The sequence below is a fragment of the Stenotrophomonas sp. 82F1 genome (assembly GCF_056861525.1).
Window position 1 is genome coordinate 55,364 of sequence record NZ_JBSPUD010000019.1, and the last position, 19,420, is coordinate 74,783.

16 protein-coding genes are annotated in these 19,420 nt (G+C 67.5%); 10 read left to right on the top strand and 6 right to left on the bottom strand.

The genetic code is table 11. The annotated features are described in order from the left end of the window. Positions 1 to 57 precede the first annotated feature (57 nt). The 3 genes from AC13GI_RS16630 to trxA all read right to left on the bottom strand — a co-directional run bounded on the left by AC13GI_RS16630 (position 58) and on the right by trxA (position 4,200). The gene (locus tag AC13GI_RS16630; RefSeq protein WP_099820455.1) at positions 58 to 1,632 is read right to left on the bottom strand and encodes a sensor domain-containing diguanylate cyclase; all 1,575 of its coding nucleotides are present in this window, start codon (positions 1,630 to 1,632) and stop codon (positions 58 to 60) included. A gap of 230 nt (positions 1,633 to 1,862) precedes the next feature. Further along, entirely contained in the window at positions 1,863 to 3,641 is a 1,779-nt protein-coding gene (gene rho / locus AC13GI_RS16635; RefSeq protein ID WP_482996863.1) for a transcription termination factor Rho, read from the bottom strand. A gap of 229 nt (positions 3,642 to 3,870) precedes the next feature. Beyond that, the gene (trxA, locus tag AC13GI_RS16640; protein WP_025878607.1) at positions 3,871 to 4,200 is read right to left on the bottom strand and encodes a thioredoxin; all 330 of its coding nucleotides are present in this window, start codon (positions 4,198 to 4,200) and stop codon (positions 3,871 to 3,873) included. A gap of 512 nt (positions 4,201 to 4,712) precedes the next feature. Between trxA and rhlB the strand changes: the two genes are divergently transcribed. From rhlB to rpoH, 6 genes are all read left to right on the top strand, one after another. Then, a complete protein-coding gene (gene rhlB / locus AC13GI_RS16645; RefSeq protein ID WP_099820456.1) occupies positions 4,713 to 6,443 on the top strand; it encodes an ATP-dependent RNA helicase RhlB in 1,731 nt (576 codons plus the stop codon). A gap of 204 nt (positions 6,444 to 6,647) precedes the next feature. Further along, entirely contained in the window at positions 6,648 to 7,334 is a 687-nt protein-coding gene (gene ftsE / locus AC13GI_RS16650; protein ID WP_025878609.1) for a cell division ATP-binding protein FtsE, read from the top strand. Positions 7,335 to 7,336: 2 nt separating this feature from the next. Further along, positions 7,337 to 8,284 (top strand): permease-like cell division protein FtsX, encoded by a 948-nt coding sequence (ftsX, locus tag AC13GI_RS16655; protein WP_099820457.1) that lies wholly within the window; start codon positions 7,337 to 7,339, stop codon positions 8,282 to 8,284. Between the two features lie 7 nt (positions 8,285 to 8,291). Continuing rightward, positions 8,292 to 9,134, top strand: coding sequence for a response regulator (locus AC13GI_RS16660; RefSeq protein ID WP_025878611.1), 843 nt, complete (start codon positions 8,292 to 8,294; stop codon positions 9,132 to 9,134). A 9-nt stretch (positions 9,135 to 9,143) separates the two neighbouring features. Then, positions 9,144 to 9,869, top strand: a complete 726-nt coding sequence (gene ung, locus AC13GI_RS16665; RefSeq protein ID WP_482996864.1) for a uracil-DNA glycosylase — start codon at positions 9,144 to 9,146, stop codon at positions 9,867 to 9,869. Between the two features lie 254 nt (positions 9,870 to 10,123). Then, entirely contained in the window at positions 10,124 to 10,999 is an 876-nt protein-coding gene (gene rpoH / locus AC13GI_RS16670; RefSeq protein ID WP_025878613.1) for an RNA polymerase sigma factor RpoH, read from the top strand. A gap of 202 nt (positions 11,000 to 11,201) precedes the next feature. On the opposite strand, the gene purD is transcribed toward rpoH, so the two are convergent. From purD to purH, 3 genes are read right to left on the bottom strand one after another with little or no spacing between them, the layout of a single operon-like run. Beyond that, positions 11,202 to 12,485: a phosphoribosylamine--glycine ligase gene (purD, locus tag AC13GI_RS16675; protein WP_482996865.1), complete on the bottom strand. Its 1,284-nt coding sequence runs from the start codon at positions 12,483 to 12,485 to the stop codon at positions 11,202 to 11,204. Between the two features lie 58 nt (positions 12,486 to 12,543). Next, positions 12,544 to 13,422, bottom strand: coding sequence for a hypothetical protein (locus AC13GI_RS16680; RefSeq protein WP_482996866.1), 879 nt, complete (start codon positions 13,420 to 13,422; stop codon positions 12,544 to 12,546). Between the two features lie 17 nt (positions 13,423 to 13,439). Further along, the gene (gene purH, locus AC13GI_RS16685; protein WP_099820463.1) at positions 13,440 to 15,023 is read right to left on the bottom strand and encodes a bifunctional phosphoribosylaminoimidazolecarboxamide formyltransferase/IMP cyclohydrolase; all 1,584 of its coding nucleotides are present in this window, start codon (positions 15,021 to 15,023) and stop codon (positions 13,440 to 13,442) included. A 213-nt stretch (positions 15,024 to 15,236) separates the two neighbouring features. On the opposite strand from purH, the gene AC13GI_RS16690 reads away from it, so the two are divergent. Genes AC13GI_RS16690 through AC13GI_RS16705 form a run of 4 tightly spaced genes read left to right on the top strand, consistent with a single transcriptional unit; the run spans position 15,237 to position 19,413 of the window. Next, positions 15,237 to 15,854 (top strand): CDP-alcohol phosphatidyltransferase family protein, encoded by a 618-nt coding sequence (locus AC13GI_RS16690; RefSeq protein ID WP_380652947.1) that lies wholly within the window; start codon positions 15,237 to 15,239, stop codon positions 15,852 to 15,854. Positions 15,855 to 15,893: 39 nt separating this feature from the next. Continuing rightward, positions 15,894 to 17,645, top strand: coding sequence for a bifunctional alpha/beta hydrolase/class I SAM-dependent methyltransferase (locus AC13GI_RS16695; protein WP_099820465.1), 1,752 nt, complete (start codon positions 15,894 to 15,896; stop codon positions 17,643 to 17,645). Next, positions 17,645 to 18,979 (top strand): phosphatase PAP2/dual specificity phosphatase family protein, encoded by a 1,335-nt coding sequence (locus AC13GI_RS16700; RefSeq protein ID WP_482996867.1) that lies wholly within the window; start codon positions 17,645 to 17,647, stop codon positions 18,977 to 18,979. Before AC13GI_RS16695 ends, AC13GI_RS16700 begins: the two co-directional genes overlap by 1 nt. Continuing rightward, on the top strand, positions 18,976 to 19,413 hold the full coding sequence (locus tag AC13GI_RS16705; protein ID WP_482996868.1) for a hypothetical protein: 438 nt from the start codon (positions 18,976 to 18,978) through the stop codon (positions 19,411 to 19,413). The genes AC13GI_RS16700 and AC13GI_RS16705 overlap by 4 nt, the downstream gene beginning before the upstream one ends. Positions 19,414 to 19,420 lie beyond the last annotated feature (7 nt).

Below are 19,420 nucleotides of genomic sequence, written 5' to 3' on the forward strand. Positions count from 1 at the left end.
GCGTCATTGCGGGATGCCCCGGACCGGTCCCGGCGCATCCCGCTTCAATCGATGTGCTCAATCGGCGTGCGGGTACACCACGACCCGGTTGCGGCCCTGCTCCTTGGCCAGGTACAGGGCCTTGTCGGCCAGGCGCAGTGCCTGTTCCGGATCGGTGTGGAAACTGGGGAAGTGGGCCACGCCCAGCGACACGGTGATGGTGCCCACCGGGGCGAAGGGCTCGTCGGCGATGGCCTGGCGCAGGCGCTCGCCGGTCTGCCGGGCCGCTTCGATGCCAACGCCCGGCAGCAGTACCAGGAACTCCTCGCCACCGGCGCGGCACAGCACGTCGGTCTCGCGCGAATGGCGGCGCATCTGTTCGGCGATATGCACGATGGCCGCATCACCGATGTCGTGACCGTGGCTGTCGTTGATCGACTTGAAGCGGTCGATATCCAGCGTCAGGATCGCAAACGGCAGGCCCTGCGCCTGCAGCGCGTCGAGCGCCTGCTGCAGCCCGCGCCGGTTGAGCAGGCCGGTCAGCGGATCGGTGCGGCTGGCGCGGTTGAGCGTGCCGATCCGGTCCTGCAGCGCATTGAAGCTGTACAGCACGGCCTGTTTCAGCTGCGCCACTTCGAAGTACCACGCGCGGATGCCATTGACATGGCTGATTGCGTTGCCGGTGTCTTCGCCATCCTGCACGTTGCGCGCCAGCTGCCACAGCGGCAGCGAAATGCGGCGGGCGAACCACCAGGTGATCAGCAGCGACAGCACGCCCAGCGGAATGGCATTCCAGATCACCGCCGACATCAGCCGTGATAGCGGCTGCAGCGTCGCCTCGGTCGGGCGCTGCGCGACGATGCCCCAGCCGGTCGCCGCGACGGGCGCGTAGCCGGCCAGCATCGCCACCTGGTGGTTGTTGCGCACCTGCTGCGCACCGCGCTGGCCGCGCATCACCTCTTTCACCGCCGGGTTGTTCAACGCGTAGGTACCCACTTCCTTGGGATTGATGTGATAGATCAGGCGGCCATGGCGATCCACCACGTACAGGTAGGAACCATCGCGGTAGTAGTGCGTACCCAGCAGGGTGTTGAGGGCGCTGCGCTGGCGCAGGTACAGGGTGCCGCTGACATAACCGCGGTACTGGCCGCTGCGGTCGAACACCGGGTGCGAGATCGAGATCAGCAGCTTGCCGGTGGCCGACTGGTAGGGGTCGCTGATCATCGGCTCGCGCCGCTCGAGCGCCGCCTTGCTGCCCGCGCTGCGCAGGATCTCGCCCTGCAGCTGCAGGCTCTGCGGCGAGGTCGCGATCACCCGTCCGTCGCTGGCCACCACCAGCGAAGAATTGAAGCTGCTGGACTGCAGCTGCAGGCGACTGGCCTCATCCTGGGCCTGCGCAGGATCCATGTCGCTGTTGCCAAGCCGGGTGGCGGCATAGGCCAGCTGCTGCTGCGCCGCCAGCAGGAAATTCTGCGTGGTCTCGGCCAGCTTGGTGGCATACACACGGTTGGCTTCCAGGGTGTTTCCCACCAGCTGGTCGCGCTGCACGCGATAGCTGGCCAGCAGTGTATTGGCCAGGGCGATGACGGCGCTGAGCAGGGCCAGGGCAAGGATCAGCTTGCCCAGGTTGAGCCGGGGGGACAGTGTGCGCATGCGGTTGAAGGATCGGGCAGGGCTGGACCCGCCGGATCCTCCGGATGGGGCAACAGCGGGAATCGGCGGCCCGGCCAGCACGGTCGGGGCGGAGAGTCAGGCATTTGTGGCGCAGATTATCGCCAAAACACCGGGCTGCGAAGTGAAGCCGTCTGTCCTGCCGCCTTCCAAAGAAAAAGCCCCGCATCGCGGGGCTTTTCCGTATTCCATCAATGCCGCGCGATCCGCGATCAGCGCTTCATCGAACCGAAGAACTCGTCGTTGGACTTGGTGTTCTTCATCTTGTCCAGCAGGAATTCCATCGCCGTCATTTCATCCATCGGATGCAGCAGCTTGCGCAGGATCCAGATCTTCTGCAGCAGCTCCGGCTCGATCAGCAGATCCTCGCGACGGGTGCCGGAACGGTTGATGTCGATGGCCGGGAACACGCGCTTTTCAGCGATACGACGGCTCAGGTGCACTTCGCTGTTGCCGGTGCCCTTGAACTCTTCGTAGATCACCTCGTCCATCTTCGAGCCGGTATCGACCAGCGCGGTGGCGATGATGGTCAGGCTGCCGCCTTCTTCCACGTTGCGCGCGGCACCGAAGAAGCGCTTGGGGCGATGCAGGGCGTTGGCGTCCACGCCACCGGTCAGCACCTTGCCCGAGCTCGGCACGACGTTGTTGTAGGCACGCGCCAGGCGGGTGATCGAGTCGAGCAGGATCACCACGTCCTTCTTGTGCTCGACCAGGCGCTTGGCGCGCTCGATGACCATTTCGGCCACCTGCACGTGGCGCGCGGCCGGCTCGTCGAAGGTCGAGCTGATGACCTCGCCGCGCACGGTGCGCTGCATTTCGGTCACTTCTTCCGGGCGCTCGTCGATCAGCAGCACGATCAGGTGCACGTCCGGATGGTTGGTGGTGATGGCCGTGGCGACCTGCTGCATCATCATCGTCTTGCCGGCCTTCGGCTGGGAAACGATGAGCGAGCGCTGGCCCTTGCCCTGCGGTGCCATCAGGTCGAGGATGCGGCCGGTGATGTCTTCCGACGAACCGTTGCCGCGCTCCAGGGTGAAGCGGCGACGCGGGAACAGGGGGGTCAGGTTCTCGAACAGCACCTTGTTCTTCGACGCTTCCAGCGGCTCACCGTTGATGGTGTCCACGATCGACAGCGCGAAGTAGCGCTCGCCGTCCTTCGGGAAGCGGATGCGGCCGGACAGGTGGTCGCCGGTACGCAGGTTGAAGCGGCGGATCTGGCTGGGCGAAATGTAGGTGTCGTCCGGGCCGGCCAGGTAGCTGGCCTCGGCCGCGCGCAGGAAGCCGAAACCGTCCGGCAGGATTTCCAGCACGCCGTCGGCGGCAACGCCGTCGCCGTGGCGGGTCAGCACCTTCAGCAGGGCGAAGATCACGTCCTGCTTGCGGGCACGGGCCACACCTTCGGAAATCTGCAGCTGCTCGGCGATCTCCAGCAGCTTCTGGGCCGGCATGCGCTTGAGGTCGCTCAGCGAATAGACCGGGAAGCCTTCAGGCACGTTGGCGTGCGGACGCGGCACGAACGGCTGCTGTTCGCCGTTGTCGTTGGGCATGCCGTCGTCGCGGAAGCGACCGCCGTTGCCACCACCGCCGCCGCCGCCGCCATTGCGATCACGGTCGCGGCGGTTGCGGAAACGGTCACGGCGATTGCCCTGGCCCTGCTGGCCCTGCTGGCCGCCCTGGTTGTAGGGGTTCTGGTTCTGGCCGCCGCCCTGGTTGTTCTGCTGCGACTGCCGCGGCTGGCCGGATTCGCGGCCCTCGCCACCGTCGCCGCCGCCACTGCTGGCAGGGGCCTCGGCGGCGGGTGCGCTCGGCGCGGAAGGCGCTGCGGCCGGTGCCGGCGCTTCGGGCGCGGCTGCCAGCGGCAGGGCAGGCTGCGCCGGAGCGGCGCTGGTTTCGGCGGCGGCCGGAGCGGCAGCCTTGGTTACGCGGGCTTTGCGCACGCGCTTTTCGGCGGGCGCATCTGCGCTACCGGTTTCGGGAGTGTTATCGGACAAGAGCGTTATTCCTCGCTTGAAGGTGCGAGCGCCCGGCTGGGGCGGCGAACATTGGGAATGGGTCTGGAAGAAACTGCGTCCAGAAGATGCGGCACGCGAACGCGGCCGGATGTGCCGACACTATCATCGGCCCGCGGCGCCACGCAAGGGTCGCCGGATACGGTATTCAGTCAGGCGCCGGGGCGCCCGCCCGGCAGCCGTGGAAAACGGCTGCCGGTAACGCGCAGGATCAGGCCAGGGCCTTGTCCAGCAGGCCGGCCAGCTGGGCCTTGCCAACGGCACCAATCTGCTCGCCGACCTTCTCGCCGTCCTTGAAGACGACCAGGTAGGGAATCGAACGCACGTGGTACTTGGCGGCCAGCGCGCGGTTGTTGTCCACGTTGACCTTGGCGATCTTGGCGCGGCCCTGGTAGGCATCGGCCAGTTCGTCCAGCGCCGGCGCGATCATCTTGCAGGGGCCACACCATTCGGCCCAGAAATCGACCAGCACCGGTTCCTTGGAATTCAGTACGGCGCTATCAAAGTCGGCATCGCCGACGTGTACAACCTTGTCGCTCATCTTGGTTTCTCGTCTTGGATTGCACCCGGCCAGGCCGGAGGTGGGTGAACTGGGCCATGCCCGGTAGCGTGACCCTCGTCGTTGCCTCGCGGCGGACTGCCACGGTGCGTTCGGCGGGATGCCTGGACGCTCACGGCCGGCAGTGTACCCCTATCGCAGGGCGGGGACAGGTGCTGGCTGGAACCCAGCGTATCGTGACCGGGATGCAACCCGGTATGTGTCCGATTTCACTGTCCATGGCTGAAATGGGGGTGCTGGCGCGATACGCCATGGGGGCCGGCGCCGCTGTTCAAGCGCGGTACTGCGGGGTGAAGAGGCCCGTCTCCGTAAGCTCTGAGACGCCTGGTTCCGGTTTGCCGGCCCGAGTGCGGTAAACTGGGGCATTGTGCGGCGCGCGGACCCGAGGGGTCCCGGCCAGCCCGACCCGCCGCAGGGGCCGCAGTTTGCGACGGAGCCCCAGACAGATTTCAGTGCCGCCGCCCGCAGGCGCGTGGCCATACCAAGACGGACACATGAGCGACAAACCGCTGACCGATTTGACTTTTTCCTCCTTCGATCTGCATCCGGCCCTGCAGGCCGGTCTTGAAGGAGCCGGATTCACCCGCTGCACGCCCATCCAGGCGCTGACCCTGCCGGTCGCGCTGCCCGGTGGCGACGTCGCCGGCCAGGCCCAGACCGGCACCGGCAAGACGCTGGCCTTCCTGGTCGCTGTCGTGAACCGCCTGCTGACGCGCCCGGCGCTGGCCGATCGCAAGCCGGAAGATCCGCGCGCGCTGATCCTGGCCCCGACCCGCGAGCTGGCCATCCAGATCCACAAGGATGCGGTCAAGTTCGGTTCCGACCTCGGCCTGCGTTTCGCGCTGGTCTACGGCGGCGTGGATTACGACAAGCAGCGCGAGATCCTGCAGCAGGGCGTGGACGTGATCATCGCCACCCCCGGCCGCCTGATCGACTACGTCAAGCAGCACAAGGTGGTCTCGCTGCACGCCTGCGAGATCTGCGTGCTGGACGAAGCCGACCGCATGTTCGACCTGGGCTTCATCAAGGACATCCGCTTCCTGCTGCGCCGCATGCCGGAGCGTTCCACCCGCCAGACCCTGCTGTTCAGCGCCACCTTGAGCCACCGCGTGCTCGAGCTGGCCTATGAGCACATGAACGAGCCGCAGAAGCTGGTGGTCGAAGCCGAGACCATCACCGCCGCGCGCGTGCGCCAGCGCATCTACTTCCCCGCCGACGAAGAGAAGATCCCGCTGCTGCTGGGCCTGCTGTCGCGCAGCGAAGGCGCGCGCACCATGGTCTTCGTCAACACCAAGGTGTTCGTCGAGCGCGTGGCCCGTTCGCTGGAGCGTTCCGGCTACCGCGTCGGCGTGCTGTCCGGTGACGTGCCGCAGAAGAAGCGTGAGAGCCTGCTCAACCGCTTCCAGAAGGGCCAGCTGGAAATCCTGGTGGCGACCGACGTGGCCGCCCGCGGCCTGCACATCGACGGCATCAAGTACGTCTACAACTACGACCTGCCGTTCGATGCGGAAGACTACGTGCACCGCATCGGCCGTACCGCCCGCCTGGGCGAGGAAGGCGATGCGATCAGCTTCGCCTGCGAGCGTTACGCGATGGGCCTGCCGGACATCGAGGCCTACATCGAGCAGAAGATCCCGGTTGAAGCGGTCACCAGCGAGATCCTGACCTCGCTGCCGCGCCCGGAGCGTGCCGCCCCGGCACCGGGTGAGGAAGGCGACGAGAACGAAAGCGTCGGCCAGATCTTCCGCGAAGCACGCGAAGCGCGTGCCGCCGAGGAAGAGCGTCGTGGCGGCGGCCGCAGTGGCGGTCGTTCCGGCAGCGGTGCTGGCGCCGGGCGTGGTGGCCGTGATGGCGAGCGCAGCGGCGAACGCCGTCCGCGTGGCCCGCGCAAGCCGCGTGTGGAAGGCGAGCAGGTTGCCGCCGCAGCCGTCGAGGGTGCGGTGACGGCTGAAGCCGCTGCCGTGCAGGCCCCGCGTCCGCCGCGCGCTGACGCGGCGCCGGAAGCGGCGGTGGACGGCGAGCGCAAGCCGCGCAAGCGTCGTCGTCGTCGCCACGGCCGTCCGGTCGAGGGTGCCGAGGGCGTGGCAAGCAACGCCGGCAACGGCAGCAGCCCGGTCACCCCGGTGCAGGTCGTGGCCAAGCCGGTGCGCACCAGCGCCGATGCCGGCGACTCGTTCCTGACCCGTATCGGTCGCAAGATCCGCCGGATGCTGTCGGGCAACTGATCCGGTAGCACCCGACCGTTGGTCGGGCGACCAAGCCGGTAGCACCCGACCGTTGGTCGGGTGACCAAGCCGGTAGCACCCGACCGTTGGTCGGGTGGCCTTGAAAGGTGTGCCGACCAACGGTCGGCACCCACCAGCAACGGTCGGCACCCACCAGCGCCCCGGCATCTCCACGCCGTCGCGCCGGTCCTGCATAATCGGGGCATGAGTGTCCTGCGCTTCGACAATGTCAGCAAACAGTACGCCGGTGGCCACGAAGCCCTGACCGATGTCAGCTTCGAGGTCGCGCCGGGCGAAATGCTGTTCGTCACCGGTCACTCCGGGGCGGGCAAGAGCACCCTGCTCAAGTTGATCCACCTCGACGAGCGGCCCAGCCGCGGCGCGGTGATGTTCGACGAGCGCAACCTGCTGAAGGTGCGCGGCGGCGATGTGCCGCGGCATCGACGCGCGGTGGGCGCGGTCTACCAGGACCACCGCCTGCTGATGGACCGCTCCATCGCCGAGAACGTGGCCCTGCCGCTGATCCTGCGCGGCACCCGCCGTGGCGACATCAACAAGCGCGTGCGTTCGGTGCTCGAGCGCATGGGCCTGGGCCACCGCGAGAAGGCGCTGCCCTCGCAGCTGTCGGCCGGTGAGCAGCAGCGCGTCGGCATCGCCCGTGCGATCGTCGGCGAGCCCAAGCTGCTGGTGGCCGACGAACCGACCGGCAACCTCGACCCGACCCTGGCGGCGGAAATCATGTCCCTGTTCGCCGAGCTGCCCGCGCGCGGCACCAGCGTGCTGGTGGTCAGCCACGACCTGCCGCTGCTGCGCCACATGCGCAAGCGCGTGCTGATCCTCGACCACGGCCGGCTGGTGGACGACATCTCGCCGCAGGATCTGGCGGAGTAACCATGGCCAAGAACGAAAACACCGAAGCCGCTGCGCCGTCGCGCCTGGGCGTGTGGTTCCAGCATCACGTGCACAGCGTGGTGTTCAGCCTCGGTCGTGCCTGCCGCAAACCGTGGGCGACGCTGCTGACTGTGATGGTCATGGCGCTGGCCCTGGCGTTGCCGCTGGGCCTGTCGATCGCGCTGGACAACCTCAAGCAGTTCGCCGGCAGCGTGCAGCAGTCGCGCGACATCAACGTGTTCCTGAAGGCCGACGTCGACGGCCCCGGTGCGCTGCGCCTGGCCGGTGAGCTGCGCGATCGCCCGGACGTGGCCAGCGTCACCGTGCGCACGCCGGAACAGGGCCTGGAGGAACTGCGCCAGGCCGGTCTCGGCGAAGCCATCGACGCACTCAATGACAACCCGTTGCCCTCGCTGCTGGTGATCACTCCCGGCCAGGGCCAGGACGATGCGCGGCTGGCGCGCGCGCTGGAAAGCCTGCCCGGGGCGGACCTGGTCCAGCATGACGCGTTGTGGCGCCAGCGCCTGGACGCGTGGCTCGCGTTCGGCGCGCGGCTGGTGCAGGTGTTGTCGGTGCTGCTCGGCGCCGGTGCGGCGCTGGTGGTCGGCAACACCGTGCGCCTGGACATCCAGGCCCGCCGCGAGGAAATCGGCGTGCTGCAGCTGCTCGGCGCCAGCGATGGCTTCATCCGCCGCCCGTTCCTGTACCTGGGCGCCTGGTATGGCCTGGGCGCCGGCGCGGTCGCGCTGGGCCTGATCGGTATTGCCGGTGCCGCCCTGCGCGCGCCGCTGGCCGAACTGTCGCGCAGCTATGGCAGCCCGTTCGTGCTGCATGGGCTGGACCTGCTGCATGGCAGCCTGGTATTGCTCGGCACCTTGCTGCTGGGCTGGCTCGGTGCATGGCTGGTGACCGGCCACTTCCTCCGCCAGACCCGCCCGACCGACACCTGAGACCGGCATGCAACCGCAAGCGCTGAAGCACCTTGAAGGGCCCGCGACGCGGGTGATGGTGGTTGACGGTTCCAAGCTGGTGCGCAAGCTGATCGCCGACGTCCTGCAGCGTGATCTGCCGGGCGTGGAGGTGATCGGCTGCGACAGCATCGAAGACGCACAGCATGCGCTGGCGCAGGGCCCGGTCGATCTGGTCACCACTTCGTTGACCCTGCGCGATGGCGACGGCCTGGCGCTGGCACGGATGGTGCGCGAAGCCGCCGGGCAGGCCTATGTGCCGGTGATCGTGGTCTCCGGCGACGCCCAGCAGCACCTGGAGCAGCGCCGCTTCACCGAGTACGTCACCGATTACTTCGACAAATCGCTGGGCCACGAGGCCCTGGCGACGTTCGTGCGCGGCTACGTGCAGCCGCAGACCATTCCCGGCGCGACCATCCTCTACATCGAGGACAGCCGGGTGGTGGCCGAGGCGACCAAGCGCATGCTCGAGCGCCAGCAGCTCAACGTGATGCATGTGGTCAGCGCCGAAGAAGCGTTTACCCTGCTCACCGCCGAATCGCTGGGGCGCAGCCGCCATCGCATCGATCTGGTGCTGACCGATGTGACCCTGAAGGGGGAGCTGAGCGGCCGCGACGTGGTGCAGCGCGTGCGCGTGGACTTCGGCTACGGCAAGCGCCGGCTGCCGGTGCTGGTGATGACCGGCGATGGCAATCCGCACAACCAGACCGGTCTGCTGCAGGCTGGCGCCAACGACCTGGTGCTGAAGCCGATCGAAGAGCGGCTGCTGATCACCAAGGTGCTGTTCCAGCTGCGGCTGGCCCGGTTGAATGATGGACCCCTGTTGCGATGACGTGTTGCGATGATCGATGAAGTAGTGGACACCCCGGCGATCCAGCTGGAACCGAGCTGGAAACAGCGTGTGGGCGATTACCTGCTGCAGCCGCAGATGCGCGAGCTGTCCAGCTTCCTGCGGCAGCGCAAGGCCAGCGGTGCGGCGGTGTTCCCGCCCGGCCCGCAGATCTTCGCCGCGTTCGATGCCACCCCGTTCGATCAGGTGAAAGTGGTCATCCTCGGCCAGGACCCGTACCACGGCCGTGGACAGGCCCATGGCTTGAGTTTCTCGGTGCAGCCGGGCGTGCCGGTGCCGCCGTCGCTGTTGAACATCTACAAGGAGATCGAGGGCGACCTGGCCATTCCGCGCCCCGATCATGGCTGCCTGATTCCCTGGGCACAGCGCGGCGTGCTGCTGCTCAACGCGGTGCTGACGGTGGAAGAGGGCAAGGCCGGTGCCCACCAGGGGCGCGGCTGGGAAGGCTTCACCGATCACGTGGTGGACGTGCTCAACCGCGAGCGCGAGGGCCTGGTGTTCATGCTCTGGGGCGCCTATGCGCAGCAGAAGGGCAAGGTCATCGATACGGGCCGCCATCGCGTGCTGAAATCGCCGCATCCGTCGCCGCTGTCGGCCCACCGTGGCTTCCTCGGCTGCCGTCATTTCTCGATGGCCAACGAGTACCTGCAGCGCTGCGGGCAGGCCCCGATCGACTGGTCGCTGCCGCCGCGGGCGTCGCCGGCGCCATCGGGCTGAACGGCGGGCAACGCTGCCCGGCGATCGAGGGGCGAAACCGCTGCCTGTTCAGCTCCCTTTGACTCGGAATGGCCGTGTTTTCCGGGCCAGGGGATTGAATTGCAAGGGATTGTGTATCCCGAAAAGCGCGCTCGCCACTGTCATCAAATCGCGTTACGGTAGGGCTCTGTTTGGGACCAGTGTTTCATCAGTGGGATGCTGGAACTTTTTCCTCCTTTAGCAGTCCAAATCCCAGACTGCTAAGATGGGTGCCTATGAGCCAGAACACCTCTACTGCCCTTGTGGCAAACAATCTGCCGATTCCCAGTGCGCTCGGTTCGCTGGACGCCTACATCGGTGCCGTGCACCAGATCCCGGTGCTGTCGGTCGATAACGAACAGGACCTGGCCCGTCGCTTCCGCGACGGCAATGATCTGGACGCTGCCCGCGAGCTGGTGCATTCGCACCTGCGCTTCGTGGTGCACGTGGCCCGCGGTTACAACGGCTATGGCCTTGCGCTGGGCGACCTGATCCAGGAAGGCAACATCGGCCTGATGAAGGCGGTCAAGCGCTTCGACCCCGACATGGGCGTGCGCCTGGTGTCCTTCGCCGTGCATTGGATCCGTGCCGAGATGCACGAGTTCATCCTGAAGAACTGGCGCATCGTCAAGGTCGCCACGACCAAGGCACAGCGCAAGCTGTTCTTCAACCTGCGCAAGTCGAAGAAGCGGCTGGGCTGGATGAACGCTGCCGAAGTCAGCGCGGTGGCCAAGGACCTGAACGTGTCCGAGCGCGAAGTGCTGGAAATGGAATCGCGCCTGTCCGGCCGCGATATCGGTTTCGATGCGCCGACCGATGAAGACAACGACCACGCGCCGCCGTCGCCGGCTGCGTATCTGGTGGCCAATGACGAGGACCCGTCGATGGCCTACGAGCGCGAGGACAGCGAAGACAACCAGATGCAGCTGCTGCGCGAAGGCCTGGCGGAACTGGATGCGCGTTCGCGCGACATCATCCGCCGCCGCTGGCTGGATGCGGACAGCAAGGTGACGCTGCAGGAACTGGCGGACGAGTACGGCGTGTCCGCCGAGCGTATCCGCCAGGTCGAAGCGAACGCGCTGAAGAAGATGAAGGCGCTGTTCACCGCGTAAGGCGGCGAGGCGTTTGAGTGACGAAAAGGCCCGGCATTGCCGGGCCTTTTCTGTTTGTGGGGCTGTCATCCACGCATGGCGTGGATCTACCACGGGGCACACCCTGCATGAACGAATCGCAGCGTAGATCCACCCCATGTGTGGATGCGGCAAGATCCAGTAGATCCACGCCATGCGTGGATGTCCCGATGCCGCGTGGACCTCAACCCTCGCGCGCGATCGCCCGCCAGCCGATGTCGGTGCGGTGGAACTCGTTGGCCCAGCCCACCTTGGCCACGCCGGCATACGCGTTCGCCTGCGCGTCGCGCACGCTGTCGCCCAGTGCGGCCACGCACAGCACGCGGCCGCCGGCGCTGAGCACCTGGCCCTGCGCATCCAGCGTCGTGCCGGCATGGAACACCTTGGCCGTTGCCGGCACCTCATCCAGGCCGGAGATCACCTCACCGGTGATCGGCGATTCCGGGTACGGCTTCGCGGCCAGCACTACGCCCAGCGACGGGCGCGGATCCCACTGCGCGTCCACCTGGTCCAGGCGACCATCGATCGCCGCTTCCACCAGCTCCACCAGGTCCGACTGCAGGCGCAGCATCACCGGCTGCGTTTCCGGGTCGCCGAAACGCACATTGAACTCGATCACCTTCGGCGCACCGCTGGCATCGATCATCAGGCCCGCGTAGAGGAAGCCGGTGAACGGAATGCCATCGGCGATCATGCCCTGCACGGTCGGGTTGACCACCTCGCGCATCACCCGGGCATGCACCTCGGGCGTGACCACCGGCGCCGGCGAGTACGCGCCCATGCCGCCGGTATTCGGGCCGGTGTCGCCGTCGCCGACGCGCTTGTGATCCTGCGAGGTGGCCATCGGCAATGCATGCACGCCGTCGACCATCGAAATGAAGCTGGCTTCCTCGCCGTCGAGGAATTCCTCGATCACCACGCGCGCGCCGGCATCGCCGAAGGCGTTGCCCGAGAGCATGTCGCGCACTGCGTCTTCAGCCTCGGCCAGGGTCATCGCCACGATCACGCCCTTGCCGGCGGCCAGGCCGTCGGCCTTGACCACGATCGGTGCGCCCTTCTCGCGCAGGTAGGCCAGTGCCGCGTCCACCTCGGTGTGCACCGAATAGAACGCGGTGGGGATGTTGTGGCGGGCCAGGAAGTCCTTGGCGTAGGCCTTGCTGCCTTCCAGCTGCGCGGCGGCAGCCGTCGGCCCGAAGATGCGCAGGCCGGCGGCGCGGAAGCGGTCGACCACGCCGGCCACCAGCGGCACTTCCGGGCCGACCACGGTCAGCGCCACGCCTTCGGCCTGGGCCAGGGCGAGCAGGCCATCGATGTCGGTGACTTTCACCGCGACGTTGCGGCACTTGTCTTCGTTGGCGGTGCCGGCATTGCCGGGCGCTACGAGCACTTCAGTGACACGGGAGGACTGGGCCAGCTTCCATGCCAGGGCGTGTTCGCGGCCGCCAGAGCCGATGACAAGTACGTTCATCACGAGATTCCAGATTGCGTGGGAAGGGAAGGTCGATACCCCCGGCGGCGCGCGTGGTTCACTCGCAGCCTTCGCGTTGCAGCGACTCGGGGAAGGAGTAGGTCCAGGACTTCGGGTCGAGGGTGAAGCGATGTTCCTGCCGTACCTGCTTGCCGCCGCAGGTGCTGCCGGTTTCCTCGATCAGCAGCGGCCAGACGCGCGCGTTGCGGTCGCTGTCGTCGAAGCGCAGCGCGAAGTCGATGCTGAAGCGACGGGTGCGGCAGTCCTCGGCAGTGTCGGGGTCGGCGGCCGCGTCGACGTTCTCGCATTCGTACTGGGCGTCGTTGTCGATATGGCTGCGCACGTTGCCGGTGGCGACCAGTCCCTTCGGCCCCGGCAGGATCAGTGACTGCGAGAGCAGCGAGAAGCCCTGGCCGAACCAGCCATCCTCGACGCGGAAGCCGTAGAAATCGCTGCCAGCGCGGATGATGCTGGCGCTGCCGGGCTGACCGCCACTGCCGAAGCGCTCGCCGGTCAGTTCGCTCACGACTTCGAAGCCTTCGCCCTTGGGATGCAGCACGAAGAAGTCGATGGTTCCCGGGTCGATGTGCGCGCCATCGGCCAGCGCACCGCACACGGCCAGCAGCTGCTGCCAGCTGTCGCCGGTCACCACCGGCTGCTCGGCGCAGACCTGCCAGTCCACGGGACGGGTTTCGCCTTCCTGGGTCCAGGTGCCGCGCCACTCCCCCGACAGCTTGGCGTCCTTGCCGTAGCGCCCGGTCAGGAATGCCTGCAGCCGCGTAGTGCGGCTGACATGGGCGGTGGCCTCGGCGGCGGCGGCCTTTGCAGGCTCCGCCTGCGGGCCAGAGGTGGGCTCAGCGGCCGGCTTGCAGCCGGCCAGCAGGGCCGTGCCAACAAGGGCGAGCACGGCAAGCGGTTTCAAAGAGACTGCAGACATCCGTGTCGCTCCATCAATCAGTGGCGGAAGTGGCGGACGCCGGTGAACACCATCGCCAGGCCGTGCTCGTCGGCGGCGGCGATCACTTCGGCATCGCGCATCGAGCCGCCCGGCTGGATCACCGCCTTGATGCCGGCCGCGGCTGCAGCGTCGATGCCATCGCGGAACGGGAAGAACGCATCGGAGGCCATCACCGAACCCTCGACCACCAGGTTCGCATCGGCCGCCTTGATGCCGGCGATGCGCGCCGAGTACACGCGGCTCATCTGGCCGGCGCCGACACCGATGGTGCGGTTGTCCTTGGCGTAGACGATCGCGTTGGACTTCACGAACTTGGCGACCTTCCAGGCGAACAGCAGGTCGGTGAACTGCTTGTCGGTCGGCGCCAGCTTGCTGACCACCTTCAGTTCGTCACGGGTCATGCCGCGGTTGTCCGACGACTGCAGCAGCAGGCCGGAGCCCACGCGCTTGTTGTCGAAGTTGTTCAGGCCATCGCCGTGCGGGATGCGCAGCACGCGCACGTTGGCTTTCTTCTGCGCGTACTCCAGCGCGGCCGGCTCGTAGTCCGGGGCGATCAGCACTTCCACGAACTGGCGGTCGAGGATCACCTGCGCGGTAGCAGCGTCGAGCGGCTTGTTGAAGGCGATGATGCCGCCGAACGCGCTGGTCGGGTCGGTGGCGTAGGCCAGCTCGTAGGCATCGCCGTTGCCGGCACCAACGGCCACGCCGCACGGGTTGGCGTGCTTGACGATGACGCAGGCCGGCGCATCGAACTGGCGCACGCATTCCCACGCCGCATCGGCATCGGCCAGGTTGTTGTAGCTCAGCTCCTTACCCTGCAGCTGCTGGAACGTCGCCAGCGTGCCCGGCACCGGATGCAGGTCGCGGTAGAACGCGCCGCTCTGGTGCGGGTTTTCGCCGTAGCGCAGGTCCATCACCTTCACGAAGGTGGAATTCATCTGCGCCGGGTACTCGGCCCGTGCCGGCACGGCAGCGTCGGTGGCGGTGACCGCAGACAGGTAGTTGCTGATCGCCGCGTCGTACTGGGCGACACGATTGAACGCGGCCACCGAGAACGCGAAACGGGTGCCGGCCGACAGCTGGCCGTTGTTGGCGTCGAGCGAGGCCAGCAGTTCGGCGTACTGCGACGGATCGGTGGCCACCGCCACGCGGGCGAAGTTCTTGGCCGCCGAGCGCAGCATCGCCGGGCCGCCGATGTCGATGTTCTCCACTGCGTCGGCCAGGGTGCAGTCGGCCTTGGCGGTGACCGCTTCGAACGGATACAGGTTCAGCACCAGCAGGTCGATGGCGCCGATGCCGTGCTCGGCCATCACGGCGTCGTCCAGGCCGGAGCGGCCCAGCAGGCCGCCATGCACCATCGGATGCAGGGTCTTGACCCGGCCATCCATCATTTCCGGGAAGCCGGTGACCTCGGCCACGTCCTTCACGGCCAGGCCCGCGTCGCGGATCGCCTTGGCGGTACCGCCGGTGGACAGCAGTTCCACGCCGCGTGCAGCCAGGGCGGTGGCCAGCTCGACCAGGCCGGTCTTGTCGGAAACGGAAAGGAGGGCCCGGCGGACGGGCAACAGATCAGCGGTCATGGGGACAGGGCAATCGGCAGCGGAGCGGGGCCGATATTGTAGGCGGTGGGGGCCGGTGGCGGGCGCTGGTGGGGGAAATTGGCCGCTGCAGACCCCCGTCGCGGTCCGCTCGGCAGCGCCTGCATGGACCGGCATTGGGAGCGATTCGATACGTGGCGCTGTCGCAATCAGGTAGGCTGTGCCCGCACTGCCAAGGATTAGCGGGTTCAGATCGTGTCGATCTATGCATTGAAAGGACGTTTCCAGGACCTGCTGCGTCCGGCCGTACGCGGCCTGTACCGCATGGGTGTCACCGCCAACACGGTGACCGTGGCCGCCGCCGTGGTCTCGCTGCTGGTGGCTGCCGCAGTGTGGTGCTGTGCACCCGCGCAGCCGCTGCTGTATCTGGCCCTGCCGCTGTGGATGCTGCTGCGCATGGCGCTCAACGCGGTCGACGGCATGCTGGCCCGCGAGTTCGGCCAGCAATCGCGGCTGGGCGCCTATCTGAACGAGTTGTGCGACGTGATCGCCGACGCGGCGCTGTACCTGAGCCTGCTCAGCGTGCCGGGCGTGCGTGCGGAGGCACTGTGGCTGCTGGCCTGGGCCGCCGCGCTGAGCGAGTACGCCGGCGTACTGGGCCTGATGGTCGGCGCCAGCCGCCGCTATGACGGCCCGATGGGCAAGAGCGACCGCGCGTTCGTGATCGGCGTGCTGGGCCTGTTGCTGGCGTTCGGCTGGGGCGGTGCGATGACGGTCAGCGGCGTGGCCGCTGCGATGGCGGTGCTGTGCGGGGTGACGATGGTCAACCGCGTACGCCGGGGATTGAAGGAATCGGCGGTTTCGCCGCAGTAAACACAACACGACCACACGCCATTCCAATACGGAGATTGCATGCGTCAGGCGCAGGAACGGGAATTCCACAGCTTCGACCAGGTACCGCTGTTCTACCGGTACTGGCCGAGCACCACGGCAACCACGCCGGCCAAGGCCATCGTGCTGCTGCATCGCGGCCATGAACACTCCGGCCGGGTCACCCATCTGGTCGACGAACTGGACCTGCCCGACACGGCCTTCTTTGCGTGGGACGCGCGCGGCAATGGCCGCTCGCCCGGCGCGCGCGGCGACGCACCGGGCTTCCCGGCGCTGGTACGCGACCTGGACAGTTTCATCGCCCATATCGGTGCCGAGCACGGCATCGCGATCGAGGACATCGTGGTCATCGCGCAGAGCGTGGGTGCAGTGGTTGCCGCCACCTGGGTGCACGATTACGCGCCGCGCCTGCGCGCACTGGTGATGGCCTCGCCTGCGTTCAAGGTGAAGCTGTACGTGCCGTTCGCACGCGCAGGGCTGGCGCTGATGCAGAAGCTGCGCGGCAACTTCTTCGTCAACAGCTACGTCAAGCCGCAGTGGCTGACCCACGACCCGGCGCGGGTGGAAAGCTACCGCACCGATCCGCTGATCACCCGGCCGATCTCGGTGCGCGTGCTGCTGGGCCTGTACGAAGCGGCCGACCGCATCGTGGCCGACGCACAGGCGATCAGCGTGCCGGTGCAGTTGCTGGTGTCCGGTTCGGACTTCGTGGTGCATCGCGGCCCGCAGGACCGTTTCTACGAACGCCTGTCCAGCCCGATCAAGGAGCGCGTGCACCTGCCGGGCTTCTTCCACGACACCCTGGGCGAGCGCGACCGTGCACCGGCGCTGGCTCGCGTCCGCAGCTTCATCCAGGCACGCTTTGCCGAGCCGCTGCAGGAACTGTCGCGGCGCGATGCGCATCGGCATGGCCCGACCTTCGAAGAATCGGAGATCCTGTCGTGGCCGCCGGAGCGCAACAGCCTGGCCGACCTGCGCTGGCGCGTGGTGCGCGGTGGCCTGCGTTTCGGCGGCACGCTGTCCGAAGGCATCGCGCTGGGCCTGCAGACCGGTTTCGACTCGGGCAGCACGCTGGACTACATCTACCGTGATGAGGCGCGGGGCAAGGGCCCGCTGGGCCGGATGGTCGACCGCAACTATCTGGATGCGATCGGTTGGCGCGGCATCCGTGTGCGCGGCAAGCACCTGCAGGAGCTGCTGCGCGATGCCGCCCAGCGACTGCGCGGGCAGGGCGCGCCGGTGCGCGTGCTGGACGTGGCTGCCGGTCATGGTCGTTACGTGCTGGAAGCACTCGGCCAGGGCGAACAGCGTGCCGACCGCATCGTGCTGCGCGATTTCAGTGATCTGAACGTGACCCAGGGCAAGGCCTTGATCGAGCGCCTTGGCGCGGCCGACATCGCCCGCTTCGAACAGGGCGATGCGTTTGATCCGGCGCAGCTGGCGGCAGTGGACCCGGCGCCGACGCTGGCGGTGGTGTCCGGCCTGTACGAACTGTTCCCGGACAACGATGCGGTACTGCGTTCGCTGCAGGGCATCGCCGCGACGGTGCCGGTGGGCGGTTACCTGGCCTATACCGGGCAGCCGTGGCATCCGCAGCTGGAGTTCATCGCGCGTGCGTTGACCAGCCACCGTGGTGGCGCGGCATGGGTGATGCGTCGCCGTACCCAGCACGAGATGGACGAACTGGTGCGCCTGGCCGGCTTCCAGAAGGTGGCCCAGCGTATCGATGACTTCGGCATCTTCACCGTATCGCTGGCACGCCGGATCGCGTGATGGCGACACTGGTGGCAACCGCATCACCCAACGAGGCGCGCCCGTGGCGGCGCGCCCTGCTGTGGCTGGCCCTGCTGGGGCCGTTCTTCTTCGCCAGCTATGGCTTCGCCAACTGGATGGCCGGCCGCCATGCCGAACTGCCGGTGCTGGCGTTCGCCTGGGAAACGCGGATTCCGTTCGTGCCGTGGACGATCGTGCCGTACTGGTCGATCGATCTGTTCTATGCGATCTCGTTCTTCCTGTGCCGGCGCCGGCTGGAGCTGGACCGGCACGCGCTGCGCCTGCTCAGTGCGCAGGTGATCGCGGTGGCGTGCTTCCTGCTGTGGCCACTGCGCTTCAGCTTCGAGCGGCCGGAAATCGGCGGAGTGTTCGGCTGGTTGTTCGACGTGCTGCTGGGCTTCGACAAGCCGTTCAACCAGGCGCCGTCGTTGCACATCGTGCTGCTGATCGTGCTGTGGGTGAAGTTCGCGCAGTACCTGCACGGTGCCTGGCGGCTGCTGCTGCATGTATGGGCGCTGCTGATCGGCATTTCGGTGCTGACCACCTTCCAGCATCACTTCATCGATATTCCCACCGGGCTGCTGGCTGGCTGGTTGTGCGTGTGGCTGTGGCCGGAGCAGGGCACGCCGCCGTTGCGCGCCTGGCAGGCCACGGGTGACCCGAAACGTTGGCGGCTGGCGGCGTTGTATGCGCTGGGTGCCGGCCTGCTGCTGGTGCCGGTGGTGATGCTGCGCGGCGCTGCGTTGTGGCTGCTGTGGCCGATGGTGTCGTTGCTGCTGGTGTCGTTGGCCTATGCGGGTCTGGGCACGGCGGCGTTCCAGAAGCGCGCCGATGGCCGGTTGACGATGGCCGCGCGCTGGCTGCTGGCACCGTACCTGGCTGCCGCGTGGATCAACTCGCGGTTGTGGACGCGGCGCGCGCCGCAGCCGGTGCCGGTCGTCGACGCGATCTGGCTGGGTCGCCTGCCCAGTGCTGCACTGCCCGTGCCCTTGGTGGGGGTGGTCGACACCTGTGCCGAGCTTTCCTGTCGTGCGCCGGGGGCAGCGTATGCCAGCGTACCGATGCTGGACCTGGTGCTGCCATCGGCGGCGCAGTTGCGTGCGGCGGCGGACGCCATCGAACGCCTGCGCGACCATGGCCCCGTGCTGGTGTGCTGTGCACTGGGCTATTCGCGCAGCGCGGCCAGTGTGGCGACCTGGTTGCTGCGCACCGGCCATGCGCACGATGTGGCAGAAGCGGTGGCGATCGTGCGCGCCGCGCGGCCGGGCATCGTGCTGCATGACGTCCATCTACAGGCGATCGCGGCCGCTGCCGCGCAGGAGACCGTTGCATGAGCGCTGTGCCCGATCTGCCGATGATGCATCTGCTGCTGCGGCAGGGACGCCTGCCTGCCGCGTTGTCGCTGGGCCTGCTGCTGGTGGCCCTGTTGCTGCTGGGCATCGAACCGGGGCTGGCGATGTTCGCCGCAGGCCTGCTGCTGTTGAGCCTGGTTGCAGGCGTCGTGCAGGCGTACTACGCGGTACGGGTGCAGTTGGATGCCAGCCTGCTGCGCCTGCTGCAGCAGGAAGGCCTGCAGGGCGAAGACGCGGCACAACGGGTGGACCAGGCACTGCACACGGCCGGCCTGCGCAGGCGGGACGCACAGGCGCCGACGCGTGGCTGGGATGCGCGCTGGATCGGCATGCGTCGCCTGCTGGTGAGCCAGTACGCCGCCACCCTCCTGCAGTTCGCTGCCCTGCTGCTGGCCGTGTTGTGGCCGCAGACCTGACCGGAGG